Genomic DNA, 25,809 nt, shown 5'->3' on the forward strand with positions numbered 1-25,809 from the left:
ACGCCGGGCGCGTCGGTGAGAACTACGTAGATCGCGGCGGTAGGTGCTCACGGCAGGCCAACTACGCTGACCGGCGGGAGCGTTTCCGTCGATCACCCAGGAGAGTCGGCTCGATGCAGTTCGTGGCGAGGCAGGCGGAACGTCAGGTGATCGACAGCCTCCTCCGGAGCGCGAACGACAGCCGCGGTGGAGCGGTCGTGATCGTCGGCGAGGCCGGGATCGGCAAGTCGAGCCTGGTCGGCACCACGACCGGCGAGCTCGACGGGTGGCTGGTCCTGCGGGCCGACGGCACCGAGTTCGAGCGTGAGCTGCCGTACGCCGTACTGCACCAGCTCTGCGCGCCGGTCATCGAGGCGCGCGCCACTCTGCCCGCCGTCCAGCAGCAGGCGCTCGGGGTGGTGTTCGGCCTCTCCGACGGTACGACGCCGAGCCCGCTGATGGTCGGCCTCGCCGTCCTCGGGCTGCTGAACGAGCTCACCCGGCAGCAGCCGGTGTGCTGTGTCGTCGACGACGTCCAGTGGATCGACGCGGGGACGCGGCAGGTGCTCACCTTCGTCGCGCGGCGCCTGTCGGCCGAACGCGTCGCGATGGTCCTGGCCGGGCGTCCCGAGGGATCCGGGTTCGCCGACCTCCCGCAGCTGCCGCTCGCCGGCCTGGACGAGAAGGACGCCCAGGCGCTGCTGAGCTCGACCGGCCGGGGTGGGCTCGACGCCGACGTGCTCGACCGGATCCTCGCCGAGGCCCGCGGCAATCCACTGGCGTTGCTGGAGTTCGGGCCCGAGACCGGCGTACCGGGCCTGCGGGACCGGCCGCGGACGAGTGTGGTCGAGGCGTTGCAGGACGAGTTCACCCGCCGGGTCCAACGGTTGCCTGAGGCAACTCAAACGGTGCTGGCGCTGGCCGCGGCCGAGCCGGTCGGCGATCTCGGTCTGCTGCGTCGCGCGACGAAGCGGCTCGAGCTGGACCTGACCGTGCTGTCCGGTGCCGAGGACGACGGTCTGGTGGTTCTCGGGCCCCGGCTGAGGTTTCGTCATCCACTGGTGCGTTCGGCGGCGTACGAGTCCGCTACTCCGCGGGTACGCCGAAGCGTGCACGCCGCGCTGGCCGGCGCGACCGACGCCGAGATCGATCCCGACCGCCGCGCCTGGCACCAGGCGCACGCGGTCACCGACACCGACGAGACCGTCGCCGCGGAGCTGACCAGCGCGGCGGAGCGGACCCGACGGCGTGGCGACCTCGCGGCGGCGTCCGCGTTCCTCGAACGCGCGGCCGGGCTCTCTCCTGAGCCCGGTCGCCAGGCCGAGCGGCTGCTGTCCGCGGCCGAGCTGCGGCTCAAGCTCGGGGCGTTCGCCGACGCCCGCGCGCTGGTCCTGCAGGCCGAGCGCCGGCCGCTCGGACCGCGGCAGCGAGCCGACGCGCGCCTGCAGCGTGCGCTGATCGACCTGCACCTCGCCCGCAGCGCCGACGCCATCGCCGCACTGGTCGCCGCGGCGGCCGACCTCGGACCCGAGGAGGCCACCCAGACCTACATCGAAGCCTTCTCGACGTCGATGTTCATCGACCGGCTGCCGGGTCGCCTGCGGCAGCTCGCCGCCCGCATCCGCGAGCAGGTGCGACCGGGACGCGATCCCCGGCCGTCCGACCTGCTGCTGGACGCACTGCTCGACCAGGCCGTCCTGCCGGTCGACGAGGCGGTCCCCGCGATGCGCCGGGCGGTGGACGCGTTTCGCGACCCGGACCTTGTGAACCCGTCGTGGATGGAGCTCGCCTGCCTGATGGCGCTCGACCTGCGGGACGCGGCGGCGACCGAGGAGATCTCGACCCGGCAGGTGGAACTGGCGCGCCGGCAGTCCACCTTCGCGGTTCTGCCGCAGGCGCTGCGGTTCCACGCGATCGGCAAGACGTTGTTCGGCCGGTTCGGGGACGCGGACGCGAGCCTGGCGGAGGCGACCGCGGTCGACGAGGCCACCGGCGCGGTCAACCTCGCCTTCGCCGAACTCATCCTGGCCGCCTGGCGCGGCGACGCCGAGCAGGTCGCCGCGCTGCGAGCGTCCCTGCACGATCGAGTTGGCCGTGACGAGGTCGTCGCGGAGCTGTACGCCACCGCGGTCCTGCGCAACGGACTCGGCGACTACACCGCCGCGCTCGAGGCCGGGCTCGCGGCTCAGCAGGAACAGCAACGCGGTTCGTACGTCGTGTGGCCGCTCGACTCCGAGCTCGTCGAGGCCGCTTCGCGCGCCGGACGCCCCGACGACGGCGTACTGGCGTTGGAGCGACTCGAGGCGGTGGCGCGCACCAGCCCGACCCCGTGGGCGGTCGGCACGTACCGGCTCGGGCAGGCGCTGCTCGACTCAGCACCGGCGACGGCGGACAGCCACTACCGCGAGGCCATCGACCTGCTGGGCCAGACCGAGGTCCGCGCCTGCCAGGCCCGTGCGCGCTTGGCGTACGGCGAATGGCTGCGCCGGGAAGGCCGGCGCGCCGAGGCCCGCGTGGAACTCCAGGCGGCCCACGAGTCACTGATCGCGATCGGCGCCACCGGGTTCGCCGAGCGTGCTGCCCGGGAGCTGTCCGCGACGGGTCAGCGGCCGCGTCGCGACACGGCCGCCCCGCTGGACAGTCTCACCGCGCAGGAACGGCTGATCGCGACCAAGGTCGCCGGTGGTTCGACGTCCAAGGAGGTCGCCACGACCCTCTTCCTCAGCCCGCGCACGATCGACGCCCACTTGCGCAACATCTTCCGCAAGCTCGAGATCACCTCCCGCCGTCAGCTCCGCGACCTGTCGTTCTGAGCCGGCCGTCGACCATCAGCACACCCTCGGGGGTGAGCGCCGCGGCGATGGCCCGGAGTGCTCGCGGCTCGAGGTCGGAGTGGCGTCCGTCGAGTGCACCGACGCGGGCGGCGAAGGCCAGGTCGTACGGCGGTTCGCCGGGCTCCAGCTCGAAGGCCTCGACGGCGGCCTGGCGGAACGTCAGGTTGGGGGCGGCCGAGGCAGAGGCCTGGGCGATGGCTCTGGCTGAGCGGTCGATGGCCAGGACGTGGCCGGTGGGACCCACGCGGTGCGCGACCTCGCGGGCCGCGGCACCGGGACCGCAGCCGATCTCGAGCACCCGTAGCCCCGGCGCCAGCGGAAGCGCGTCGACGATCGCCAGCAGGCGAGGGGAGAGACGGACTGCCACGGGAGCCTCCTTCGGATGGGACTGTCAGGCCGGCGGGAGATCGTTGGCGAGTTTGATCAGTCGGTCGAGCACTGCGCCGCGGGAGGCCCGGGCTCCATCGTGTTCGTACTCGTTGGTGACCCAGGTGGCGACGTTGGCGACACGGGCGGCTGTTTCGAGGGAGAGGGAAGCGTCGACGTACAGGTCGTCGTGGTAGATCGCGGCGGCGACGGGGACCCGGTTGGTGGCGAGGACGGCGGGGTCGTAGAGCGGGGTCCAGTCGGTGACGGCGGCCAGGAGGTTGGCGGCTTCGGCGAAGGGACTGAGGCCGGCCAGGTCCTCGACCATCCAGGGGTAGATCATCTCGCCGGTGAAGAGGAAGGGCTCGGCGGTGGGCGCGAACTCGGCCGGCTTCACCCGGGCCGCGGCCCAGTTCGTCGGGCGGGTGTCCTGGCCGTAGAGCGATTCGTGCAGGACGACGAACAGCGGGCTGAGGGTGTGGTCGGTGCGCGCCATCGCGCCGTACAGGAAGGCGTCGGACAGCTCGGGGCCGTCCCAGGCCTCGTCGATCAGCCAGTGCAGGGACTCGGCGGACTCGCTCATGCCGAGGCCGAAGCCGAGGGTCTGGAAGCGGTCGACGGTCAGGCGGTCGCCGTTGGGAAGGCGGACGTCGTTGGCGGTCACGTGGTCCGCGATGCGGCGGACCTTGGCGACGTCCTCGGGGAAGAGCCGGTAGTAGCGCAGCGTCTTGGCCTTGGCGCGCGGATAGGTGCGCGTGTAGACGTCGTCCGCCGTCGCGTCCAGCCCGGCCAGGCCGCCGGTCACGTAGCAGGCCTTCAAGCCTGACGGCGCTTTCGACAGATAGGTCAGCGTGATGAACCCGCCGTACGACTGGCCGAGCGTGGTCCACGGCTTGCCGGGGCTCAGCTGACCACGGATGAACTCGGCGTCGGCGACGATCGAGTCCGCGCGGAAGTGCTTCAGGTACGCCGCAAGCTCCTCGGCGCCCATCGACAAGGCCGTACGACGGGTCACCGGCGTGCTGCGCCCGGTCCCGCGCTGGTCGAGCAGCAGCACGCGGAACTCACGGGTCGCGCGCTCGAGCCAGCCGCTGCCGCTGGTCGGTCGCGGTGACGCTCCGCCCGGGCCACCCTGCAGGAACACCAGCCAGGGCAGGTCGTCGTCCACCTTGGTCGGCGCGACGGCTTCGCGCGCGAACACCTCGATCGTCGGACCGTCCGGCCGCTCGTGGTCGAGCGGCACGGTGAAGGTGTGATCGGTCAGCACGAGTCCCGGGATTCTGGCCACCCGGCCATTGTCCCGGATCAGCCCACGAAGACCGGATCGTTTTCCACAGCCTGGGCGACGACGTTCAGCGCGGTCTGCACCCGGAAGACGTGGTCGAGCGCGTCCTGGCCGGCGAGAACCCGGCGTACGGAGTCCAGGTGGGCCGTCTTGTACGCCGCAGTCGTGAGCGCCGCGACCAGGCGCGGCTGCCGGACGCCGGTCGCCTCCATCGCCATGGCGACCGCGTCCTCGAGCTGATCGGCCATCTCTCGCGCCCGCGCCTGCAGCGCCCGGGACTCCGCGACGATCCGGAAGAACGGTGCCTGGTGCGGCCGGACCAGGAACGGCGGGGACTCCTGCGCGGCCAGGACGAGGACCCGGTTGGCGATCGCACGCACCGCCGGCATGCCGTCCGGGCGGTCCAGTACGGCGCCGACCAGCTCGGCCTCGGTCTCCGGGTACTGGTCGAAGAGCAGGTCCTCCTTGCGCGGGAAGTGCGCGAACACGGTCGGCCGCGCGACGTCGGCCGCCTCCGCGACCTCCGAGACCGACACCTGGTCGAACCCGCGCTCGAGGAACAGTCCGGTCGCGACGTCGGAGATGTGCTGACGGAGCGCGGCCTTCTTCCGTTCCCGGCGACCTTCCACGGTGAAATCATACCCAACTCAAACTCATACCGAGTATGATTATGAGATCGGTGATGAGGAGGAGCAGGTGCAGTACCTGGAGGAGTCGGTCGAGGTGCTCGACCAGATCGAAGTGGCGGCGGCGTTCTGGTTCGGCCTCGCCGAGTACGAGGTGCCGCCTGCAGCGGACGCCGAACGGAACTGAGCCGGGCTACGGTAGGCGGGTGCGCGTAGCGACTTGGAATGTGAACTCGGTGAAGCAGCGGATGCCGCGGTTGCTCGACTGGCTGGACGAGCGGGAGCCGGACGTCGTCTGCCTGCAGGAGACGAAGCTGGCCGACGACGCGTTCACCGCCTTGCTGGGCCAGGAGCTGGCGGGGCGTGGGTACGAGACCGCCCTGTACGGCGAGGTGCAGTGGAACGGCGTGGCCCTGTTGTCGAAGGTCGGGATCGAGGACGTGGTGACCGGCGTGGCCGGGGCGCCGGGCTTCCCGAACCCGGAGGCGCGAGCGGTGGCTGCGACCTGCGGCGGGATCCGGATCCACTCGCTGTACGTGCCGAACGGGCGCGAGCCCGACTCGGACCACTACGTCTACAAGCTCGCGTGGCTCAAGGCGCTCAGGGATGTGGTCGCGGCCGGACCGGCCGAGCAGATCGTCTGCGGTGACATGAACATCGCGCCGACGGACGCGGACCTGTTCGACCCGGCGGCCTTCGTCGGATCGACGCACGTGACCGTGCCGGAGCGGGAAGCGCTGGCCGCGCTGCTGGCGACCGGGCTGCACGACGTCGTACGGGATCGTTGGCCGACCGAGCGGGTCTTCAGCTACTGGGACTACCGGGCCGGCATGTTCCACCAGGACCTGGGGATGCGGATCGACCTGATGCTCGCGTCGGACCCGGTGGCCGAGCGGGTGAAGGCGGCGTGGATCGACCGGAAGGCGCGCAAGGGGACCGGGCCGAGCGACCACGCGCCGGTGATCATCGACCTGGACGTCGCGCCGGACGGTGACCTCGGTCCCGTCGTACCGCCGCCGTCGAATCCGCGCGGCGCTCGCAAGAAGACGACCAAGCTGCCGCAGAACCGCTGATGCGCAGAGCGCTGCTGCTCGTCGTACTGCTGCTGGTCGCCGCTTCCTGCAGTGAGGACAAGCCGCAGGCGCAGGCGGTGGCTTGGTCGCAGGTGAAGGTGCCGGCCGAGCCGGTCGTGCTCACCGGGCACGGCGATCAATTGCTGGTCGGACTGCGTGACCGCGACGCCAAGGTGGTGCCACGGTTGTTGCTGGTCGAGGGGGACAAGCAGAGCGAGGTCAAGCTGTCGCCGGACCCGAGCAGCCCGTACGCCGCCCTCGCCGTCTGGAAGTCCATCGCGTACGACGGCCGCCGGGTGGTCGCGCTGGGTGGAGCGGCTGGCGGCGCGCACTCCAACGTGCGCTGGACGGTGTGGACCGGGACGACCGCCGCGGTGCAGGAGCTACCGCAGGAGTTCAACACCTTCGGCGGGCCGGACGCGGGGACGCTGTACTCGGCGGTGATCGCGCCGGCCGGGCAGGCGTTGCTCGGGGCGTGGGCCTCCAGGACATCGGGCCTGGACGCGGCGGTCTGGTTGCCGCAGGGCGCGAAGTGGATCCGGCAGGACTCGGCCGGGACGGTCCTGCGCAGTACGCCGGGACTGCTGCCCGGGCCGGGCGACGCGACGGTCTTCGGCGATGCGATCGTGCAGACCGGCTCGCAGGTGCGGCTCGCGCCGAACGTCGTACGGCAGGAGGCGGCGGTGTGGAGGTCGCAGCGGCTGAACGACGGCTGGTCGGGCTTCGCGCTGCCCGACGGCGGCGAGCGGAGTCACGGCCAGCGGGTGACCTGCGGCGAGCAGCTGTGCACGGTGACCGGGTGGGTCGAGGGCAAGCTGGCGATGTGGCAGTTCGATCCGGCGAAGCCGGACAGCGCGCGGCGGCTGAAGGGTCTGCCGGAGATCGCCGTCGGCGACAAGACGCCGTTGCCGGCGCCGGTCCTGGACGGCGACCAGGTCGTCCAGGTGGTTGCCGACGGCAATCAGGTGAAGGTGCTGCGCGGCGCGGACGGCGCCTGGACCGTCAGGACCTCCGACGGCCCGACGGGTGACGTCACCGACGCGCGCCTCGTCGGCCGCACGCTCTACCTGATCGCCGGTGGCACGCTCTGGACGTCAGCCGCCGAGTAGACCGCGGACGTACGCCGCCTGGCCGGCGTGCTGGAGATCGTCGGACAGGACGCTGTTGAGGCGTACGCCGAGTGTGACCGGCGGGTTCCAGCGCTTGTCGACGACGCGCTCGAGCTCGTCGTCGGTCAGGGTCTCCAGGTACTGGACCGAGCGGGCGTGCACGGCGTCGTAGTACCCGGTCAGTTGCGAGGCGGACAGCTTGACCGCGGCAACGTCTTCGGGCGTGTGACCGTAGCCGGTGTCGGACGGGTCGAACGGCAGGCCGAGGCGCTCGTGCCAGCCGTCGGCGGTGATGGCCTGTTCGTAGCCGCCGGCATCGGCCAGGTGGTCGTCCTGGATCCGGGTCAGGTGCCAGACCAGCCAGGCGATCGAGTTCCCCGCGTCGTTCGGGCGGGTGCTGAGGACGTCGTCCTGGAGACCCTCGACGGTCTCGTGCACGACCTCCTGGATCCGGCTGAACGCGTCGATCAGAACTGCGCTGGTGTTCATCGTCTTCCCTCCATCGCGCCGACTTCTGTCACCGTACTCCGGCCTGTGGACAGACTCGCGCGCCGCCCGGCGGAACGTTCTACTGTGAGCGGTACCAGACCTGAAGGAGCAGCTGTGGAATACCGCACCCTCGGTGCGAGCGGCACCGTCGTCTCGACGTACGCGCTCGGCACCATGACGTTCGGGAACGAGACCGACGAGGCCGGCGCGCACCAGCAGCTCGACCGGTACGTCGAGGCCGGCGGCACGCTGATCGACACCGCGGACGTGTACTCCGCGGGCGTGTCCGAGCAGATCGTCGGCAGCTGGCTGGCCAAGAGCTCCGCGCGCGACAACGTGGTCCTGGCCACGAAGGGCCGGTTCCCGACCGGCGACGGGCAGAACGACGTCGGCACGTCCCGCCGGCACCTGCGGCGCGCGCTCGACGAGTCGCTGCGGCGGCTCGGCGTGGACCACGTCGACCTCTACCAGCTGCACGCGTGGGACCCGGTCACCCCGCTGCAGGAGACGCTCAGCTTCCTGGAGGACGCCGTCCGGGCCGGCAAGATCGCGTACGGCGGCCTGTCGAACTTCACCGGCTGGCAGCTGCAGAAGGCGTGCGACCTGATCGACCGGCAGGGCTGGTCGCCGCTGGTCACGCTGCAGCCGCAGTACAACCTGCTGGTCCGCGAGATCGAGTGGGAGATCGTCCCGGCCGCGCAGGAGAACGGGCTCGGCCTGCTGCCGTGGTCGCCGCTCGGCGGCGGCTGGCTGACCGGGAAGTACTCGTTCGACGAGGCGCCGACGGGTTCGACCCGGCTGGGGGAGAACCCGGAGCGTGGGGTCGAGGCGTGGGCACGGCGGAGCAAGAACGAGCGGGTCCGCGCGGTGGTCGACGCCGTCCGGGCGATCGCCGAGGCGCGCGGGATCTCGATGGCGCAGATCGCGCTGGCCTGGCTGGTGGACCGGCCGGCGATCACCTCGGTGATCCTCGGGGCGCGCACGCTGGAGCAGCTGGACGACAACCTGGCCGCCGCGGATCTGCACCTCACGGAAGAGGAGCGCAAGCAGCTGGACGAGGCAAGTGACCCGGGTGCGGCGGACTATCCGTACGGCGTACCTGGTGTGAACCAGCGGGCCCGCCCGATCGCTGGCGGGCGAGCCTAAGGCTGTTGCCGGGGGTGCTCAGGTCGGCAGGACGTCCGACCAGAGCACGCCCAGGGCCAGGCAGGCGAGGGTGATCAGGCCGAAGACGCCGACCCAGAGAACAGCCGGTACGCCGGTGATGCGGCGCAGCTGGTCGGCGTCGGAGTTGCGGCCGGCGCCGTGGCGGCGGGAGCGTTGCAGCTCCAGCACGGCGCGCGGCGCGGCGAGCAGGAGGAACCAGGTCAGCAGGTACGCAAACGCCGACTGCACCTGCTCGGAGCCCCACCACGACACGCCGAACACGACAGCGCCGAAGACGAGCACCGACCAGAGGCCGAACAGGTTGCGGATCTGGAGCAGGAGGATCACCAGCGCGAGCAGGAGTCCCCACAGCAGGCCCACGGCGTACCCGCGACTGAGGACGAACGCGGCGGCGAGACCGAACAACGCCGGTCCCGGGTAGCCGGCCAGCAAGACGGCGATCATCCCCAGACCGTCGGGCTTACCGCGCGAGACCGTCACGCCCGAGGTGTCCGAGTGCAGGCGGATCCCGGCGAGCTGGCGGCCGGCCAGCAGCGCGATCAGCCCGTGCGCGCCCTCGTGCGCGATCGTCACGACCTGGCGGGTGTGCCGCCAGATCGGTCGCCAGGCGATCAGCAGCAGCGCCGCGACGCCGGTCCCGATCACGACCTGGATCGACGGATCGGCCTGCACGGACGTGATGTTGTCCCAAACCTCAATCACCGGCCCATCCTGACAGGTGGGTGGTCAACCCTTCCGCTCCGCGGCCTGGGCGACCGACCGCAGGATGCCGCGCGTCGCGATTGCGTGGGCGCCGGAGGTGATCACCAGCAGTCGGTAGAGCCGGCCGTGGGGGCCGGGGAAGGCGGCGTAGGTGAGGGCGCTCAGTTTGGTGTCGCCTTCGAGTTCGAAGCGCAGCAGGTAGTTGGAGAAGTGGTGGCGGCCGACCAGGTCGAGGGTCTTGCCCTCGACGCTGTCTGCGATCTCGAATCCTCCGCGGGGTTTTGTTCCGAGGATCAGTGCGAGTGGGTTGTGGGGTCCGATCAGCAGGTCGCCGGTGGCGTGCTCGGTGAGTGCTCGCCAGACCACGTCCCGTGGGTACGGAATGGTGCGCGAGTGCTGGTCGACGAAGGGTGGCTCCACCCTGGGCACGCTACTGCCAGGGGATGTGTACGGTCACGCGTTCGCGAAGTTGCTCACTGATCAGCCAGAGTTCGTGGGTGGCCGGCCAGTGGGAGAGGTTCTCGGTGTTCTTCGGTGCCTTGGTCCAGACCGCGGTGGACCCTCCGGCGGTGCCGCGGTGCAGGCAGCTCGGGTAGTCGACGCCGTCGCCGATGTTGTCGGCGTACTCCGGACAGACCCCGGTGATGACGAAGCTGTCACCCGACGACACCGCGCCCTGCATGCCCCACACGGGAGAGGCGAGGGCCTCCGAAGCCTGTACGACGCCCGCCGCGTTCGTCTTCGGCAGGCCTGTCGCAGGGTCGTGCGGCCAGCGGACGATTCGGCCGCCGCCGCGCGCGGTGTGCTCGGCGCTGACGAACGATCCGGTGTGGTCCAGGGCCAGGCTCGAGAAGCACGGGCGGTTCCCGGTCGAGGCGGCACAGCCACCGCCGCCGGCGTACCAGTAGGCCCCGACCTGCGGCAGCGCGAATGCGTGCCAGCGGGCGTGGTACTTGCCGTCGGCACCTAATCCGACCACCTCGCTGGAGGTGTCGGTGCGCCAGACGTGCCGCAGGTCGAAGACGCGCAGCACGGACCCGCTGGTCGCGACCACGAGGTAGTTGCCCGACCAGTACAGACCGTGCCCGTGCCCGGTGATCGCCGCGAAGTTGCTGTCGGAGGTCGGCTCGACGAGCAGGACGTGCCGGTACTTGTTCGTCGCGACGTCGAGGAACGAGACGCGGATCGCCGTGTCGTCGGCGTTGTGCCAGGTCGCCGCGATCACCCGGCGCGCGCCGCCGCCCGGTTGCGCGTCGCCCGAGCCGGTCACGCCTTGCGGGATCCAGACGTTGAGATCGTCGTCCTCGCCGTCCTGCCAGCAGAATCCCTGCGGATTCAGCGCGGCGTTCAGGTACGTCGCGTGGCAGAGCGCGCGGCCGGTCCGGTTCGACGCCGCCAGCACCTCCGGTACGCCGACCGGCGCGAGCTGCGGCTTCGTCTCCAGGGCGGCGATCCGGGCGCCGTACGTCGCGAAGGTGCTGCCCTGGACGAGCTGGAACCCGGACGCGTCGATCCGGGGGAAGGTCGCGGCGGCCGGGGCAGTGGCGAGCGATCCGGCCGCGGTCGCGCCGAACGGTTCCGCCGCGGTCGCGCCGAGCGATCCCGCCGGGACCGCACTGAGGGACGTGGTGATGAGGGCGATCGTGACCAACAAACGACTGATCCGCATGCTGTCGATGCTGACCGGCTTCACACCCGTTGGCCACCAGGACAACGCATGGACGGCCGAGGCGTTGACACGGAAGTACCGGCGGCGGACGGTGGACAGATCGCGACGCCCAGGGGAGGGGCGCGCCCGTTGGGGGATGTCATGACCGAACCACGCAAGACCGTCACCAAGAAACCGACGACCAGGCAGCCGTCCACCAGGCAGCCGTCGACTAGGAGGGCCGTTGCCCGCAAGGCGACCCGGGCGAAGCAGACCGAGCAGGCGGCCGCCGTACCGTTGCCGCAGTTCCTCACCGGGGCCGGCAGTCTGACGCTCGCCCAGCGCAAGTTGCTGGTCGACCAGTCGCTGCTGCTGCTCGGCGAGAACTACGTGCACCTGCCGTTGAAGGCCGCGATGCACGCCGTCAACCCGCTGCAGCGCCTGCGGGTGCTGCGGGCCCGGATGGAACGCCAGACCGATGCCACGATGGAGGCCGAGTGGACCTTCCACCGGCAGATGTCGGGCATCTTCCACTCGGTCCGCGACCTGCACACCAACTACCTGCTGCCGGCGCCGTTCGCCGGCAAGGTCGCCTACCTGCCGTTCATGATCGAGAAGTGCTTCGACGCGGCCGGCGAGCACTACCTGATCACGCGGACCGTCACCGGGTACAGCGCGCCGCAGTTCGGGCCGGGCGCGGAGGTGACGCACTGGAACGGTACGCCGATCGCGCGGGCCGCCGCGCTCAACGGCGCGGTGTTCGCGGGCAGCAACGACGCCGCCAACCTGGCGCGTGGGTTGGAGTCGCTGACGCTGCGGCCGCTGGTGATCCAGGCGCCGCCGGACGAGGATTGGGTGACGCTGACCTATGCCGGTCTGGACGGGTCGGCGCAGGAACTGCGCGAGCAGTGGAAGGTGACGACGAACCTGCCGCCGATGACGGATCTCGACGCGATCACCGAGGCGTCGGCGTCGATGGGGCTCGACCTGGACTCCGACGAGAAGTCGCGGGCGAAGAAGGCGTTGTACGTCCGGGATGTGGTCGATCTCGAGCGGGGAGAGAGCTCGGCCGCGCTGGCTGCGCCGGTTGCGGTCGGTGCGGCGGATCTGCCGACGACGATGCCCGGGGTGTTCCGGGCGCGTTCGGTGACGACGTCGCACGGGACGTTCGGGCATCTGCGGATCTTCACGTTCAGCGTGACGGATCCGGTCGGGTTCCGGGACGAGTTCGTTCGGCTGGCCGCGGCGTTGCCGCAGGACGGGCTGATCGTCGACGTACGGGACAACGGTGGGGGGCACATCTACGCCAGCGAGTTCACGTTGCAGACGATGACGCCGCGGCGGATCGCGCCGGAGCCGGTGCAGTTCATCAGTACGGCGCTGAACCTGCGGATCTGCCGGCGGCACAAGGACAACCCTTCCGGGATTGACCTTGGGCCGTGGTTCGACTCGCTCGACTTGGCGACGGAGACGGGTGCGGCGTACTCGGCGGCGAAGCCGATCACGCCGGAGGACGGGGCTAATGAGCTCGGGCAGACGTACTACGGGCCGGTGGTGCTCGTGACCGATGCGCGGTGCTACTCGGCGACGGACATCTTTGCGGCCGGGTTTGCTGATCATGAGGTCGGGCTGATCTTGGGAGTCGATGACAACACGGGTGCCGGTGGGGCGAACGTGTGGACGCACGGGTTGCTGGCGACGCTGCTGAACGAGCCGCCGCCGGCCGATCCGACGTCGCCGTACGTCGCGCTGCCGAACGGCGCGAATCTGCGGGTGGCGATCCGGCGGACGCTGCGAGTGGGGGAGCTGTCGGGGACGCCGGTCGAGGATGTCGGGGTGCGGCCGGATGCGATCCACCGGATGACGCGGGCGGACCTGCTGGCGGGGAACGCTGACCTGCTGGAGGCGGCGGGGGCGTTGCTGGCGGGGATGCCTCGGCGGCGGCTCGACGTCAGTACGTCGATGACTGGTACGACGCTGACTGTCGGGCTGGAGGTGGAGGGGGTCGATCGGGTCGACCTGTACCTGGATGGGCGGCCGATCAGCTCGGAGGACTTGGCCGGGGTTCCCATCGCCATCGAGATCGTCGAGGTGACGCCTGGCCAACTGCTGCGGGCGGACGCGTTCTCCGAAGGTCAACTGGTTGCTTCTCGACGGGTGTTCGTCTGACTTGGTGGGGTGTGCGGTGGACGCGCACCCCACCAATTCGTGTCAGAGGTCGGCGTCGGCGGGGGTGTTGGCGGTGGCTAGTTCCTCGTCGGCTCGGACCAGGTAGGGGTCGCGTTCCAGGACGAGGCGGGCGGCGGTGGCGCCGATGTCGAACCAGAGGCCTACGAGTTCCAGCCGGCCTGCTTCCTCGGCCTTGCGGACGCAGGAGAAGCTGCGGAGGTTTTCCAGCTGGACGGCGACGTTCGCGACCGAGAGTTTGTCCGCGGGGCTGAGTTTGACGCCGGTGGCCGGGTCGACGATGTCGGGGAGGGCGACGGCCCGGCGTACTGACGGTTCGAGGTGACGGAGCCAGGTGCGCAGGCCGGAGCCGTCGTCGTCGACGCTGTCCAGGGCGGCGCCGGCGGCGCCGCAGTGGGAGTGGCCGCAGACGACGATCGAGCTGACGCCGAGCACGTCGACGGCGTACTCGACGGCGGCGTCCACGGAGTTGCTGTTCGAGCCGTACGGCGGGACCAGGTTGCCCACGTTGCGGACGCAGAACTGCTCGCCGGGACCGGTGGTGGTGATCAGGTTCGGCACGATCCGGGAGTCCGCGCAGGTGATGAACAGCTGCGTCGGCTTCTGCCCGTCGGCGGCCAGCTTGGCCATCATCGGCCGGATCAGGTCGGCCGACTCCTCGAACTCGCGGATCCCGTCCAGCATCGAGGCGCGCTGGTCCGGCGCGGGCACGACCTGCTCGTGCTGCCAGGGCAGCCGGCGCTTGGCGTCGCCCTTCAGCGCCGCCCGGAACGCCGAGCGGCTGAGCTCGACCGTGCCGCCGCGCGCGATGTGCCCGCGGCGCCAGTCCTCGATCGCCTCGTACGCCGCGTGGTCCAGGTGATCGACCTGGAGCTTCACGCGGACGTCGGCGCCGGCCGGGACCGTCCGCAGCGTGCGGACCAGTGACGCGACACCGAGAAACACCAACGTGCCTTGGATCCGTACGGTCCAGACGCCGTTCTCCTCGGCCGCGGTGACCGTTGCCCTCGCCAACCGGTAGAGCACCCGGCCGAGCGCGAGCACCAGCCCGGCCAGCACGCCTTCGGCCAGGCCGAGCGCCGCCACGCCGGCCGCGGTCACGACGTACACGAGCAGTTCGTCGTGGCGCCGCAGGGTGCGGATGTGCGCGAGCTGGACCAGCCGGAGCCCGGTGACGAGCAGCACGCCCGCGAGAGCGGCCATCGGGATCAGCTCGAGCATGGCGCCGGCCGCGAGCACGAAGACCGCGATCCACAGGCCGTGCATGATCGCCGAGGCGCGGGACTTCGCACCGGCCGCGACGTTGGTCGAGCTACGGACGATGACGCCGGTGACCGGCATCCCGCCGAGCGCGCCGGAGACCGCGTTCGCGGCGCCCTGGCCGATCAGCTCGCGGTCCAGGTTGCTGCGCTTGCCACGATGAAGCTTGTCCACGGCAACGGCCGAGAGCAACGACTCGACACTGGCGACCAGGGCGACGGTCAGCACCGCGGTCCCGATGTCGAGGGCAGTGCCGGACGGCATCGCCGGGAGGATCAGCTCCTGCAGCGGGTTGTCCGGCAGGTTGACGCGGGTGACGTCGACCATGAACAGAGCGGCCAGCGCGGTGACCGCGACCACCGCGACCAGCGGGGCCGGAACGATCTTCACCTTCGGGATCCGCGGCCAGACCAGCAGGATCACCACCGTCAGCACACCGACGAGGACCGACCCGGCGTGGTGTGCGAGCAGCTGGTCGGGAAGCCCGCCCAGGTTGGCGATCAGCGAGCTCTGCGCCTGTCCACCGAGAACGACGTGGAGCTGCTGAACGGCGATCGTGACGCCGATGCCCGCGAGCATGCCGTGCACGACCGCGGGGGACAACGAGAGCGCGAGCCGGCCGATGCGGGTGACACCGAGCAGGATCTGCACCAGGCCGGCCGCGCAGGTGATGCCCGCGGTGGCGGCCCAGCCGAACTGGCTGACCAGTCCGGCGACGACAACGGTGAGGCCGGCGGCCGGGCCGCTGACCTGGAGAGGGGAGCCGCCGAGCGCGCCGGCGACCACGCCACCGACGACGGCGGCGACGAGGCCCGCGATCAGCGGCGCCCCGGATGCTGCGGCAATCCCCAAGGACAAGGGGATCGCGATCAGGAAGACCACCAGCGAGGCCGGGAGGTCATGACGGACGATGGACCTCCACGCGGCCTGTTCGACAGCAGGCTCGCGCGAAGGCGGGGAGTGGGATTTGGACTGCGTCTTGGACATGGTCGGCACGGGTCCCTCCGGCGTCGGTGCGGGTGCATCAGAACGTCGAAACAAAGAGTGTCGATCTCGTGACTCATAGTACCCAGCCGTTCAAGGCCCGACGAGCCCGAATTCGTTGCCGAAGGCTCAGATCGCCGCCACCGTGGCGAAATCGTTGCCTACCGCCCGGAAAGTGGGTGGCGCGGACATCCGCGCGCAACAGACGGACATCTCCTGTTCATCGCGAGACGCGGCGCTCGGCCTCGCCGAGGTCGTTGCGCAGCCGGACGCCGTGCCCGGGCGCTTCGGTCGCGGCGATCCGGCCGTCGACGATCGGCGGCAGGCCCTCGACCAGTTCGGCGTACCAGGTCCGGAGGAAGGCACGCACGGTTTCCTGGATCAGACCGTTCGGCACCGACTGCGTCAGATGGACGCACGCCGCCAACGTCGTCGGGCCGGTGCAGTCGTGCGGAGCGACCGGTACGCCGTACGTGTCCGCGAGTGCCGCGACCTTGCGCGCCTCGGTCAGCCCGCCCGTCCACTGGACGTCGACGGTGACGACGTCGACCGCACCTCGCTCCAGCAACGGGAGGAAGCCGCGCCGGCCGACGAGCGTCTCGCCGGTCGCGATCGGTACGTCGACGTCCGCGGACAGCGCGGCCAGAGCGTCGACCGCGTCCGGGCGCATCGGGTCCTCGACCCAGTACGGCCGGTACTCGGTCAGCGCCTGCAGGATCGCCGTCGCCCCGCGCCGGTTCCACAGCCCGTGCAGCTCGACCATCAGCTTCATGTCGAACCCGACCTCTTCGCGGATCGCCTCGATCACCGCCAGCCCGCGACCCAGCTCGCTCGGCGAGATGTCCGTCCCGCCGGTCGCCTCGGCCGCGCGGTCGAACGGCCAGACCTTCATCCCGGTGATGCCCTCGTCCCACAGGTCGCGGGCCAGCGCGGCCGGGCGGTTGAGGAAGGCATCGAGATCGTCCCAACGGGCCGGAGTCGTTGCCGGCACACCCCAGTTGTCCGATCGTTGCCTCGTACTCGTACTGATGTATCCCGGTCCCGCGCACGTGTTGTACGTCGGCAACGACTCCTGCACCGGCCCGCCGAACAGCCGGACCAGCGGCAGCCCGGCCTCCTGCCCGATCAGGTCCCAGAGCGCTAGGTCGATCGCGCCGTTCCCGCGCGTCTCCACCCCGGCCCCGGCGAACCCCGTGTACGACGCGAGCGCGCGAGCCATCGATTCCGGCGTCGGGTCCGCGGCGCCGAGCAGGACCTCGGCGGCCGACTCGTGCAGGTACGCCTCGACCGTCCGGCCGCCGAAGAACGCCTCACCCAGACCGGTCCGCCCGTCGTTGGTGTGCAGCAGCACGAACACGAGGTTCGGCTGGATGCTGGGCCTGACCGTCTCGACCGCCGTGATCCTCATCGCATGGTCCCTTCTCGTCATGTGGTCCTTACCTGTTCCCGCGCGTGCGGAAACTACGATCGAGGCAGCCGAGCCAGGAGAGAGTCGATGGAGCTTCAGTTGTCGGGCAGGACCGCGGTCGTCACCGGGGCGAGCAAGGGAATCGGACTGGCCTGCGCGGAGGCGCTGGCGTGGGAGGGCGTGCGGGTCACCGGGATCTCCCGCGACCCGGGCAACCTCGCGAAGGCGCAGGCCGAGCTGAAGGCGAAGGGGCTCGAGTACGCCGTCGAGGCCGTCGACCTGACCGACGCGGAGGCGACGAACGCGGTGTTCGCGCGGATCGGCGTCCCGGACATCCTGATCAACTGCGCGGGCGCGGCCCGGCGTACGCCGGTCGACGAGCTCGACAGCGTCACGCTGCACGCGGCGATGGAGGCCAAGTACTTCACCTACATGCACGCCACCGGGGCCGTGATCCGCGGGATGGCCGAGCGCGGCAGCGGCGCGGTCGTCAACGTGGTCGGCCAGGGCGGCCGGCAGGCGAACCCGCTGCACATCGGCGGCGGCGCGGCCAACGCGGCGCTGATGCTCGCGTCGGTCGGCTACGCGAAGGCGTACGCCGGGCGCGGCGTCCGGGTGAACGTGATCAACCCGGGCCTGACCCGCACCGGCCGCGTCGACGAGGGCCTCGAGGCCGCCGTCCGCGCCAGCGGCCGGCCGAAGGACGAGCTGCTCACCGAGATGGTGGCCGAGATCCCCCTGGGCCGCGCGGGCGAACCGGCCGAGGTCGCGAACCTGGCCGTCTTCCTGGCGTCGCCGCGCGCCAGCTACGTGACGGGCGCGGTCGTCCCGATGGACGGCGGCGTCACCTCGGCGATCTGAGGCCGGCGTGCATCAACCGATGAACCTGCTGGAGGTCGCCGGCGGGCGGGTGCGGTTGGCTGATCGGCGGACCGAGCGGAAGTGGTCCGTCGAGGTAGCCGACTTCCGGCTGGCCGCGGTCCCGGTGACGCAGGCGGTGTACGCCGAGGTGACCGGGGAGCGACCGAGCACGTCTGCGGGAGACCAGCTGCCGGTGGAGAACGTGTCGTGGTGGGACGCGGTGCGGTTCTGCAACGTGCTGTCGGAGCGCGAGGGTTTGGCGCCGGCGTACGAGCTGCTGGCGGAGGAGGCCGTGCGGTGGGACCCGGCGAGCGACGGGTACCGGCTGCCCAGTGAGGCGGAGTGGGAGTACGCGTGCCGCGCGGGCAGCACCGGACCGCAGTACGGGCACCTGGACGAGATCGCCTGGTACCGCGGGACGTCTGACGCCCGGGTGCATGAGGTCGGCGGGAAGGCGCCGAACGACTGGGGGCTGTACGACATGCTCGGCAACGTCTGGGAGTGGTGCTGGGACTACTACGACCCCGAGGTGTACGGCGAGTACCGCGTGCTGCGGGGTGGTGGGTGGTTCGACCAGGCGTGGAGTTGCCGGGCCTCGGTACGGCGGCGGAGTCATCCGACGTTCCGGATCGACGACGTCGGGTTCCGGGTGGCTAGGAGAACGGTGTGATCGGGCGGTCGACGGGAGTGCCGTCGAGGGTGAGGTCGACCTTTTCGTTGAAGAAGGCGATGTGGTTGGCGACGGGCAGGAGTGGTGCGGCGGGGAAGTTGTAGGACCAGGCGAGGTCGTCGTACAGCGCCTTGCCGGTGCGGATGGACCAGTACTGGCTGGTGTGGCCCTTGTACGGGCAGGACGTCGCGGTGTCGGTCGGCTCGAGGTGCGCGAAGGACACCGCGGTGCGCGGGAAGTAGTAGCGCGGCGGGAGACCGGTCTCGTAGACGATGACGGTCGACGTGGAGTCGGCGAGGACGACACCGTCCAGTGAGACCTGGACGTGGCGGGTGGATTTGAGGGCGTCGACCCGGGCATAGGGGTTGCGCGGGTGGACGAAGACCTCCTCGTCCTCCTCGAACCAGCTGTCGAGGGCGTCCCACTCGACGCGGACCAGGCCGGCGAGCTCGCCCTCGTCGTACTGCCAGGCGGTGCCCGACCCGGCCTGCATGACCCGGGCCTCGCCGTGGTGGAAGGTCCGCGTCTCGCCGGTGTCGGTCAGGACGCCGTCCGCGATGTCGGCGGCCGGCAGGTAGTACTGCGGGTACGGCGGGAACTCCCAGACGTAGACCGCGTTCAGAGTGTCCAGCACGACCTTGCCGTCGTGCAGGGCGCGGATCCGGCGGGGGACCGGCACGGGCCCGGTCGGGACGATCGGCTCGGGGTAGCTCATGCAGCCAGTAAAGACGCGGGACCGGCCTGAGGAAAGGCCGGCCCCGCGCGGCGATCAGACGCTGATCCAGTCGATGTCGGCGATGTAGCCGTTCGGGTTGCTGATCTTCAGGGCGTTGGTCCCGGCGCTGAGCTCGACCGGCAGGTAGGTGACCTGCGGCGTTCCCCAGTCGTTGTCGCCGAGGCCGTGGTAGTTCACCCAGTACGAGTCGGCGTCGTTCACCGTCAGCATGCTCTGCCGGCTGGTGTCACCGTCGGTGTAGGCGATCTTCACCAGGTACGTCCCGGTCGTCGGCACGGTGATGCCGTTCAGCGTCACCGACGCGTCGTACCCGATGTTGCCGACCTTCTTGCCGCCGGAGCACAGCGTGCAGTCGCCGGCGCTCGCGTTGCCGGTGAAGGTGCTGGTCGGGGCCTCCGCCTCGTACCGGACCGGACCGCCGCCCGACTTCGCGGTCAGGATGGTGGCCGGCGCGCTCGCGTCGGACGACTTGTTGCCCTTCACACCCTTCACCGTGAAGGTGTAGGAGGTCTGCGGCAACAATCCCTGAACCGTTGTGCCCGGCACCGAGCTGGTCGCAACCTGCTTGCCGTTGGCAAACACCTTGTACGACGTGGCGCCGGTGCTCGGCTGCCAGGTCAGCGCGGCCGTCGTATGGCTCGTGTCCGTCACGGTCAGATCGGCCGGCCGGCTCGGTGAGGCCGACTGGTTGGGCGTGATCTTGAAGAGCTTCGACCCGTGCGCGGGCAGCGCGGCGCTGACCTTGCCGGAGACGTTACGCGCGGTCTGCCCGGCCCACACGTCGCGGACCGAAGCCTTGCCAGAGAGTCCGAGCTGGGCGAAGTTGCCGGTCACGGTCGCGGCGGTGTCGGCCAGGTTGAACAGGCCGACCGTGACGCTGCCGTCCGGGTTCTTCGCGTACCAGGTCTGCTGCAGCTGGTCCTGGTTCAGCGGCCGGGCCGGGACGCCCGCCTGGTTGATCGCGATCACCTCGCGGTTGGTCAACAGCTTCAGCCCGTACGGGTCGAGCTTGGTCAGGTCGTCGCCGACGAACAGCGGCGCGGCGTTCATCGCCCAGAACGTCATGGAGCTCTGCCGCTCGACCTCGGTGATGCCGTCCATCGCGCCGTTGCCGACGTTGATCGCGTCGAGGTTGTTCCAGTGCCCCGGTCCGGCGTCGTCGACCCACTGCGGCAGGTCCCACCAGCGGCCGACCAGCGAGCCGTTCCAGCGCACGATCGTGTCGCAGTAGCACTCGACGTCGGTGTCGATCCGCCAGCCGTTCGAGTTCGCCTTCCAGGTCTCGGCGTACCGGTGGCTGAGCGACCACGACAGCGTGTACATCATCGGGCGGCCGGCGTTCTGGACCGCGCGCCACCAGGCCTCGACGTCCTCGGTGTTGTTGTGGTTCGGGTCGTCCGGCGCGCCCTTCCACGAGCCCGGACCGACGCCGTCCATCTTGATGAAGTCGACGCCCCAGCCGGCGAACAGCTTCGCGATCGAGTCGGCGTACTTCTGCGCGCACGGGCTGGTGTAGTCGATCTTGTACGCCTGGTCCCAGCCGTTCGTCGTCCGCAGGTCGGGGTAGACGATGTCGCGGGTGAAGCAGCCCGGCGCGTTGTGGATCGGGGTGTTGCCCTCGCGGTAGACGTCGAAGCCGAGGCCGACCACGGTGTAGATGCCGAACTTCAGCCCGAGCTTGTGGAGGTCCTGGCCGACCGCCTTCATCCCGCGCGGGAAGCGGGCGAGGTTCGCGGTCGGGCGGCCGTACTCGTCACCGCCGTTCTGCCAGCCGGCGTCGATGTTGATGTACTCGTAGCCGTACGGCTTGAGCTTGGTCGCCATCGCGTGCGCCTGGGCGAGAATGTTCTTCTCGTTGATGAAGCTGCCCGGGCCGTCGGGGTTCACGCCCGGGTAGTTGGTCGACTGCAGGCTCCAGCTGCTCCAGCCCAGGTACGGCTTCGCCGCGACCTGCGGGTGCTTGGCCGGTACGGCGGCCTTGTCCTTCGGCGCCGCGATCGGCGCCGTGCCCTGGAAGGCGGAGTTTGGCTGGACCAGCGCCGGCTTCGGACCGGGCAGGGAGACGTTGGGCGGGCCGGCGTCGGCAGGAGCGATCGCTACGGCTGCCGATACCAGGGCGGCAGCCGCGGTGACCACGACCGCGGCGCGACGTTTTCGGCCGGTGGGGACAGGCATGGGGAGTTCCTCCGTCTCGAGGCGGGAGCGGGGCGCGTGCGGCCGAGCCTAGGTCGGATAAATTTACGGGGTCAAGTAACAAGGCCCGATAACTCTGCGTAGGGTTTGCCGCATGCACCTGTACGCCGAGCGCCGGGGCTCCGGCGAGCCCCTGCTGCTGATCATGGGAATGGCCGGCCACCACCGGATCTGGGGCGAGCCGTTCCTGGCCGGGCTGGCGGAGCGTTTCGAGGTGCTGACCTTCGACCAGCGCGGGATCGGGACGAGCGATCGCGCCGACGGGCAGTTCAGTACGGCGGAGCTCGCGGACGACGCCGCGCGGGTGATGGACGAGGCCGGGTGGACGGACGCGCACGTCTTCGGGATCTCGCTCGGCGGGATGGTCGCGCAGGAGCTGGTGCTGAACCATCGCGCGCGGGTCCGGCGGCTGACGCTGGGCTGTACGTCGCCGGGAGTGGGCTCCGGTGAACGGCGTGGAGATTCCGCGCGGGGCGCTGCTGGGATCGGCCCCGGCCCCGAACGGTTGCTGGCGGCGATGCGGTCGGGGCGCGAGGCGACCGTGCTGCGGACCGGGTTCGAGGTGAACCTGTCGGCCGGGTTCGCGGCCGATCCGGCGCACTTCGCGGCGTACCAGGAGGATGCGCTGGCCGCGCGTGTTCCGGTGCCGGTGGTCGGGATGCAGTTCCAGGCGGCCTTGCAGCACAACGCGGTCGACCGGCTGCCGGCGCTCGACGTACCGGCGCTGGTGATCCACGGGACCGCCGACCAGATGATCCTGCCGACCGAAGGCGAGCGGCTGGCGATGCTGATCCCCGGCGCTCGGCTCGAACTGCTCGAAGGTGCAGGGCATCTGTTCTGGCGCGAACAGCCGGAGCGTGTGATCGAACTGCTAAGCAACTGAGACAAACTTAACGTTCGGTGAGCACCGTCCTACCTGGCGTAGACATCCAGCTAGGAGGGGACGGATCATCAAGACTTCAAGGCGAAACGTGCTGCTCGCAGCCGCCGGATCACTGGCGCTGGTCACCGCGGGGGCGAGTGGCGCGGCAGCCCAGCGACAAGGCGCCGAACCACCGTTGAAAATCGTGGCCGGGAGCACCGATGTCACGCTCGACCGGTTCTCGGACTACGGCGTCGACCTGGATCTCGGGACGCACCTGGTGGCCGGCAAGTCGGCGATCGAGGTGCGCACGACGCGCAAGTCGTACAACGACCCGGTCGTCGCGCAGCTGATCGTGAACGGCAAGCCGAAGCCGTTGCCGAAGGGCGCGGTCACCGACTTCACCGGGCTCGGCAGGTTCCTGCACGTCACGATCAAGGATGCCAAGGGCAAGAAGGTCATCGACCGCGACCAGGCCTTCTGCCTGAACGGCGAAGGGTCGCGGACCAGGCCGGACGCGCCGGACACGTCGCCGTACCCGGACGACTGCAACGCCAACCCGTTCACGCTCGGCGCGGTCTGGGGGCTGCAGGCCGGCTGGTCGGCGAACACCTACGGCTCCAACGCCGAGCCGGTCGATCTTCCGGTCGGCAAGTACACGGCTACGGTCAGCGTGAACCGCGTCTACCGGGACTTCTTCAAGATCCCGGCGTACGACGCGAGCGTGGGGCTGAACCTGACGGTCAAGGAGGCCGAGGACTGTGGTCACGGTGGGGCCGCGGGCTGCCGTCACCAGGCCCCGAAGGTCTTGGGCGCGCCGGAGGTGAAGAAGACGTCGGCGCCGAAGCCGAACGCGTCCCGGCCGACCGGCCGGGCCGGCGTACCGGCTGGGCCGAAGCCGGACCTGCGGGCGCTGCCGGCCTGGCAGATCACTGTTCAGCCAGGGGAAGAGGGAACGCCGGAGGCCAAGAAGGACTTCCTGCAGTTCTCCGCGAACGTGTGGAACGCCGGGCCGTCGACGCTGGTACTGGACGGGTTCCGCCGGCAGGGCAAGGACCTGATGGACGCGTACCAGTACTTCTACGACACCAACGGCAAGCAGGTCGGCTACCAGAAGACCGGCACGATGGAGTGGGACCCGCGCGACGGTCACACCCACTGGCACTTCACCGACTTCGCCCGCTACAGCCTGCTGAACGCGAAGCAGACCGAGGTCGTCCGCAGCCAGAAGGAAGCGTTCTGCCTGGCCGCGACCGACTCGATCGACTACACGGTGAAGAACGCCAACTGGCACCCGTCGAACACCGATCTGCACACCGCCTGCGGCAACCACGGCTCGCTGTCGGTCCGTGAGGTGCTCGACGTCGGCTCCGGCGACACGTACGTCCAGTCGCTGCCCGGCCAGTCCTTCGACGTGACCGACCTGCCGAACGGCACGTACTACGTGCAGGTGGTCGCCAACCCGGAGAAGCGGCTGTTCGAGTCGAACACCGCCAACAACGTCTCGCTGCGCAAGGTTGTGCTCGGCGGGACGCTGCACCACCGCACGGTCAAGGTGCCGCCGGTCGGGGTGATCGACGCCCCGTAGGACGGCGGTTGCCGCTCGCACTCCCGGGTCCGCCCGCCCGGGAGTGCGAGGCTCTTCGACCAGGAGTACAGGTCTTGACCTGCTTCGGCCGGGCTGGCAGCTTCGAGAGGGAAATCGATTTCTCCCGCCGCCCCGGAGGTCATCGTGAGGAAATCCGTCCTGGTTCTCGCCGGTGTTCTGCTGCTGTCCACGCTGGTCGCGCCCACCGCACCGGCCCGCGTCGCCGCGTCCCCACCTGAGAGCACGTTCTTCTCCACCGTCCACGTCGACGCCGGCGCGACCGTCGGTGCGCCCGCGGTCGGCGACGATCGCGACCACGGCGATCTGTGGCCCAACTGCTGGTCGAACGACGACCACGTCTACGCGGCGTACGGCGACGGCATCGGCTTCGGTACGACGGGCAGCGACATCGGCGTCACCCGGATCGCCGGCCTGCCCGGCAGTCTGAGCGGCACGCAACTGTCGAGCGGCGACCAGGTCGGCAAGGTGTGGACCGCCAACCACTCGCGCAAGCCGACCGGACTGGCCTGTGCCGGCGGCGCGCTGTACCTCGCCGTCCAGGATCTCGCCTTCGACTTCGACGACGCGCCCGCGGCGACGATCGCGAAGTCGGTCGACAAGGGCCGGACCTGGACCTTCGACCGGGCCGCGCCGATGTTCGGCGGGTCGAAGTTCACCACGATCTTCTTCCTCGACTACGGCAAGGACAACGTCAACAGTCCGGACGGGTTCGTCTACGCGTACGGGCTGGACAACAACTGGCGGGACTCGTTCTCGAACCGGGTGCCGGATCCGGTCGACCTCTGGCTGGCCCGGGTGCCGGTGGCGAGAGCGCAGGACCGGTCGGCCTGGCAGTTCTACGCCGGCGGCGACGGCGTACCGCAGTGGACCGCCGACATCAACGCTCGGGTTGCCGTTCTGCACGACGATCGCCACGTCTACCAGAACGTCGGTACGCCGGGCCGCGCGCGGAACCTGACCACGATCAGCCAGGGCGGTGTCGTCTACAACAAGCCGCTGAACCGCTACATCTACACGTCGTGGACCGAGTACACGTTCGAGTTCTACGAGTCGGCGACGCCGTGGGGGCCGTGGCAGCGGTTCACCCCGAAGGACTTCGGCGGGTACCCGTGGACGCACGCGAAGCACGGCGGGTACGCGACGACGATCCCGTCGAAGTACATCAGCGCCGATGGCCGGAACATGTGGTTGCAGTCGAACGTGTGTCCGTGCGGTGGTGGGATCAGTGATCGGTGGGCGTACACGTTCTCGCTGCGGCGGATGGCGCTGACGCCGTCGGTGCCGTCGACGCCCGGCAACGGTCTCGATGCCGCGCGCAACCTGTCGCGTGAGGCCGGGTCGGTGGCGATCGAGCGGGCCACGCACTTCGGGCAGCTGATCCTTGCCGACGGCAATCGGGCGCAGAACGAGGACGACTGGAACGACGAACGGAAGCCGCTGAGCTGGTGGGGTGTCACGTGGCCTCGGGCGTACAACCTCAACCAGGTCGTCTACACGACGGGGAAGATGTTCGGCGACGGCGGGTGGTTCGCGTCGGCGCCTCGGGTGCAGGTGCGGCGGGGTGGAGTGTGGACCGACGTGGTCGGGCTGAGTACGAGCCCGGCGTACCCGACGAGCTCGGCGGCGGGGACCAACCGGGCGTACACGTTCAGCTTCACGCCGACGTCGGGCGACGGCGTACGGGTGATCGGTACGCCGGGCGGGACGCAGACGTTCACGTCGATCGCGGAGTTCGAGGCGTACTACCGCTGAAAACTGCCG

21 protein-coding genes are annotated in these 25,809 nt (G+C 70.2%); 10 read left to right on the forward strand and 11 right to left on the reverse strand.

Going from position 1 to position 25,809, the window contains the following annotated elements; all coding sequences use genetic code 11:
* Window positions 1-113: 113 nt before the first annotated feature.
* Window positions 114-2,792, forward strand: a complete 2,679-nt coding sequence (locus HDA39_RS02890) for a helix-turn-helix transcriptional regulator (RefSeq protein ID WP_184793692.1) — start codon at window positions 114-116, stop codon at window positions 2,790-2,792.
* On the opposite strand, the gene HDA39_RS02895 is transcribed toward HDA39_RS02890, so the two are convergent.
* The 3 genes from HDA39_RS02895 to HDA39_RS43015 are packed head-to-tail and all read right to left on the reverse strand — an operon-like array spanning window position 2,755 to window position 5,093.
* A complete protein-coding gene (locus tag HDA39_RS02895) occupies window positions 2,755-3,180 on the reverse strand; it encodes a methyltransferase domain-containing protein (RefSeq protein WP_184793693.1) in 426 nt (141 codons plus the stop codon). The two genes, HDA39_RS02890 and HDA39_RS02895, sit on opposite strands and share 38 nt — an antisense overlap.
* Window positions 3,181-3,204: 24 nt before the next feature.
* Complete coding sequence (locus HDA39_RS02900) at window positions 3,205-4,467, reverse strand: alpha/beta fold hydrolase (protein ID WP_184793694.1); 1,263 nt, start codon at window positions 4,465-4,467, stop codon at window positions 3,205-3,207.
* Between the two features lie 17 nt (window positions 4,468-4,484).
* Window positions 4,485-5,093 carry a TetR family transcriptional regulator gene (locus tag HDA39_RS43015; RefSeq protein ID WP_184793695.1) on the reverse strand — a complete coding sequence of 203 codons (609 nt, stop codon included), beginning with the start codon at window positions 5,091-5,093 and terminating at the stop codon, window positions 4,485-4,487.
* A gap of 203 nt (window positions 5,094-5,296) precedes the next feature.
* On the opposite strand from HDA39_RS43015, the gene HDA39_RS02910 reads away from it, so the two are divergent.
* Together HDA39_RS02910 and HDA39_RS02915 are read left to right on the forward strand one after the other, a co-directional pair.
* On the forward strand, window positions 5,297-6,163 hold the full coding sequence (locus tag HDA39_RS02910; RefSeq protein WP_184793696.1) for an exodeoxyribonuclease III: 867 nt from the start codon (window positions 5,297-5,299) through the stop codon (window positions 6,161-6,163).
* Window positions 6,163-7,272: a hypothetical protein gene (locus tag HDA39_RS02915; RefSeq protein ID WP_184793697.1), complete on the forward strand. Its 1,110-nt coding sequence runs from the start codon at window positions 6,163-6,165 to the stop codon at window positions 7,270-7,272. Before HDA39_RS02910 ends, HDA39_RS02915 begins: the two co-directional genes overlap by 1 nt.
* On the opposite strand, the gene HDA39_RS02920 is transcribed toward HDA39_RS02915, so the two are convergent.
* Window positions 7,258-7,761: a mycothiol transferase gene (locus HDA39_RS02920; protein ID WP_184793698.1), complete on the reverse strand. Its 504-nt coding sequence runs from the start codon at window positions 7,759-7,761 to the stop codon at window positions 7,258-7,260. The two genes, HDA39_RS02915 and HDA39_RS02920, sit on opposite strands and share 15 nt — an antisense overlap.
* A gap of 114 nt (window positions 7,762-7,875) precedes the next feature.
* Between HDA39_RS02920 and HDA39_RS02925 the strand changes: the two genes are divergently transcribed.
* On the forward strand, window positions 7,876-8,907 hold the full coding sequence (locus HDA39_RS02925; protein ID WP_184793699.1) for an aldo/keto reductase: 1,032 nt from the start codon (window positions 7,876-7,878) through the stop codon (window positions 8,905-8,907).
* A gap of 18 nt (window positions 8,908-8,925) precedes the next feature.
* Here HDA39_RS02925 and HDA39_RS02930 read toward each other — a convergent pair whose 3' ends face one another.
* The 3 genes from HDA39_RS02930 to HDA39_RS02940 are packed head-to-tail and all read right to left on the reverse strand — an operon-like array spanning window position 8,926 to window position 11,299.
* Window positions 8,926-9,630: a M50 family metallopeptidase gene (locus tag HDA39_RS02930; RefSeq protein WP_184793700.1), complete on the reverse strand. Its 705-nt coding sequence runs from the start codon at window positions 9,628-9,630 to the stop codon at window positions 8,926-8,928.
* A 24-nt stretch (window positions 9,631-9,654) separates the two neighbouring features.
* Window positions 9,655-10,050, reverse strand: a complete 396-nt coding sequence (locus tag HDA39_RS02935; RefSeq protein WP_184793701.1) for a hypothetical protein — start codon at window positions 10,048-10,050, stop codon at window positions 9,655-9,657.
* 10 nt (window positions 10,051-10,060) lie between these two features.
* Window positions 10,061-11,299 carry a hypothetical protein gene (locus tag HDA39_RS02940; RefSeq protein WP_184793702.1) on the reverse strand — a complete coding sequence of 413 codons (1,239 nt, stop codon included), beginning with the start codon at window positions 11,297-11,299 and terminating at the stop codon, window positions 10,061-10,063.
* Between the two features lie 141 nt (window positions 11,300-11,440).
* Here HDA39_RS02940 and HDA39_RS02945 point away from each other — a divergent pair, with 141 nt between their 5' ends.
* Window positions 11,441-13,447, forward strand: coding sequence for a S41 family peptidase (locus HDA39_RS02945; protein ID WP_184793703.1), 2,007 nt, complete (start codon window positions 11,441-11,443; stop codon window positions 13,445-13,447).
* Between the two features lie 42 nt (window positions 13,448-13,489).
* On the opposite strand, the gene HDA39_RS02950 is transcribed toward HDA39_RS02945, so the two are convergent.
* Window positions 13,490-15,712 carry a bifunctional SulP family inorganic anion transporter/carbonic anhydrase gene (locus HDA39_RS02950; RefSeq protein ID WP_184793704.1) on the reverse strand — a complete coding sequence of 741 codons (2,223 nt, stop codon included), beginning with the start codon at window positions 15,710-15,712 and terminating at the stop codon, window positions 13,490-13,492.
* Between the two features lie 217 nt (window positions 15,713-15,929).
* On the reverse strand, window positions 15,930-17,117 hold the full coding sequence (locus tag HDA39_RS02955) for a mandelate racemase/muconate lactonizing enzyme family protein (RefSeq protein ID WP_184793705.1): 1,188 nt from the start codon (window positions 17,115-17,117) through the stop codon (window positions 15,930-15,932).
* 87 nt (window positions 17,118-17,204) lie between these two features.
* On the opposite strand from HDA39_RS02955, the gene HDA39_RS02960 reads away from it, so the two are divergent.
* Window positions 17,205-17,978 (forward strand): SDR family NAD(P)-dependent oxidoreductase, encoded by a 774-nt coding sequence (locus HDA39_RS02960; protein WP_184793706.1) that lies wholly within the window; start codon window positions 17,205-17,207, stop codon window positions 17,976-17,978.
* Window positions 17,979-17,997: 19 nt separating this feature from the next.
* Entirely contained in the window at window positions 17,998-18,648 is a 651-nt protein-coding gene (locus HDA39_RS02965) for a formylglycine-generating enzyme family protein (protein ID WP_184793707.1), read from the forward strand.
* On the opposite strand, the gene HDA39_RS02970 is transcribed toward HDA39_RS02965, so the two are convergent.
* On the reverse strand, window positions 18,632-19,363 hold the full coding sequence (locus HDA39_RS02970; protein WP_184793708.1) for a DUF427 domain-containing protein: 732 nt from the start codon (window positions 19,361-19,363) through the stop codon (window positions 18,632-18,634). The genes HDA39_RS02965 and HDA39_RS02970 overlap by 17 nt on opposite strands.
* Before the next feature lie 54 nt (window positions 19,364-19,417).
* The gene (locus HDA39_RS02975) at window positions 19,418-21,559 is read right to left on the reverse strand and encodes a fibronectin type III domain-containing protein (protein ID WP_184793709.1); all 2,142 of its coding nucleotides are present in this window, start codon (window positions 21,557-21,559) and stop codon (window positions 19,418-19,420) included.
* Window positions 21,560-21,671: 112 nt separating this feature from the next.
* On the opposite strand from HDA39_RS02975, the gene HDA39_RS02980 reads away from it, so the two are divergent.
* From HDA39_RS02980 to HDA39_RS02990, 3 genes are all read left to right on the forward strand, one after another.
* On the forward strand, window positions 21,672-22,460 hold the full coding sequence (locus HDA39_RS02980) for an alpha/beta fold hydrolase (RefSeq protein ID WP_184793710.1): 789 nt from the start codon (window positions 21,672-21,674) through the stop codon (window positions 22,458-22,460).
* 88 nt (window positions 22,461-22,548) lie between these two features.
* Window positions 22,549-24,027, forward strand: coding sequence for a lysyl oxidase family protein (locus tag HDA39_RS02985; protein WP_337925602.1), 1,479 nt, complete (start codon window positions 22,549-22,551; stop codon window positions 24,025-24,027).
* Between the two features lie 144 nt (window positions 24,028-24,171).
* A complete protein-coding gene (locus HDA39_RS02990) occupies window positions 24,172-25,800 on the forward strand; it encodes a hypothetical protein (protein WP_202892853.1) in 1,629 nt (542 codons plus the stop codon).
* Window positions 25,801-25,809 lie beyond the last annotated feature (9 nt).

This window comes from Kribbella italica (assembly GCF_014205135.1).
GTDB classification, from domain to species: domain Bacteria; phylum Actinomycetota; class Actinomycetes; order Propionibacteriales; family Kribbellaceae; genus Kribbella; species Kribbella italica.

Excerpts from the sequence above, each read along its gene's own strand:
- HDA39_RS02890 (WP_184793692.1), top strand. The coding sequence starts at position 114 with ATGCAGTTCGTGGCGAGGCAGGCGGAACGTCAGGTGATCGACAGCCTC.
- HDA39_RS02915 (WP_184793697.1), top strand. The coding sequence starts at position 6,163 with ATGCGCAGAGCGCTGCTGCTCGTCGTACTGCTGCTGGTCGCCGCTTCC.
- HDA39_RS02920 (WP_184793698.1), bottom strand. The coding sequence starts at position 7,761 with ATGAACACCAGCGCAGTTCTGATCGACGCGTTCAGCCGGATCCAGGAG.
- HDA39_RS02940 (WP_184793702.1), bottom strand. The coding sequence starts at position 11,299 with ATGCGGATCAGTCGTTTGTTGGTCACGATCGCCCTCATCACCACGTCC.
- HDA39_RS02945 (WP_184793703.1), top strand. The coding sequence starts at position 11,441 with ATGACCGAACCACGCAAGACCGTCACCAAGAAACCGACGACCAGGCAG.
- HDA39_RS02950 (WP_184793704.1), bottom strand. The coding sequence starts at position 15,712 with ATGTCCAAGACGCAGTCCAAATCCCACTCCCCGCCTTCGCGCGAGCCT.
- HDA39_RS02955 (WP_184793705.1), bottom strand. The coding sequence starts at position 17,117 with ATGAGGATCACGGCGGTCGAGACGGTCAGGCCCAGCATCCAGCCGAAC.
- HDA39_RS02960 (WP_184793706.1), top strand. The coding sequence starts at position 17,205 with ATGGAGCTTCAGTTGTCGGGCAGGACCGCGGTCGTCACCGGGGCGAGC.
- HDA39_RS02965 (WP_184793707.1), top strand. The coding sequence starts at position 17,998 with ATGAACCTGCTGGAGGTCGCCGGCGGGCGGGTGCGGTTGGCTGATCGG.
- HDA39_RS02970 (WP_184793708.1), bottom strand. The coding sequence starts at position 19,363 with ATGAGCTACCCCGAGCCGATCGTCCCGACCGGGCCCGTGCCGGTCCCC.
- HDA39_RS02975 (WP_184793709.1), bottom strand. The coding sequence starts at position 21,559 with ATGCCTGTCCCCACCGGCCGAAAACGTCGCGCCGCGGTCGTGGTCACC.
- HDA39_RS02980 (WP_184793710.1), top strand. The coding sequence starts at position 21,672 with ATGCACCTGTACGCCGAGCGCCGGGGCTCCGGCGAGCCCCTGCTGCTG.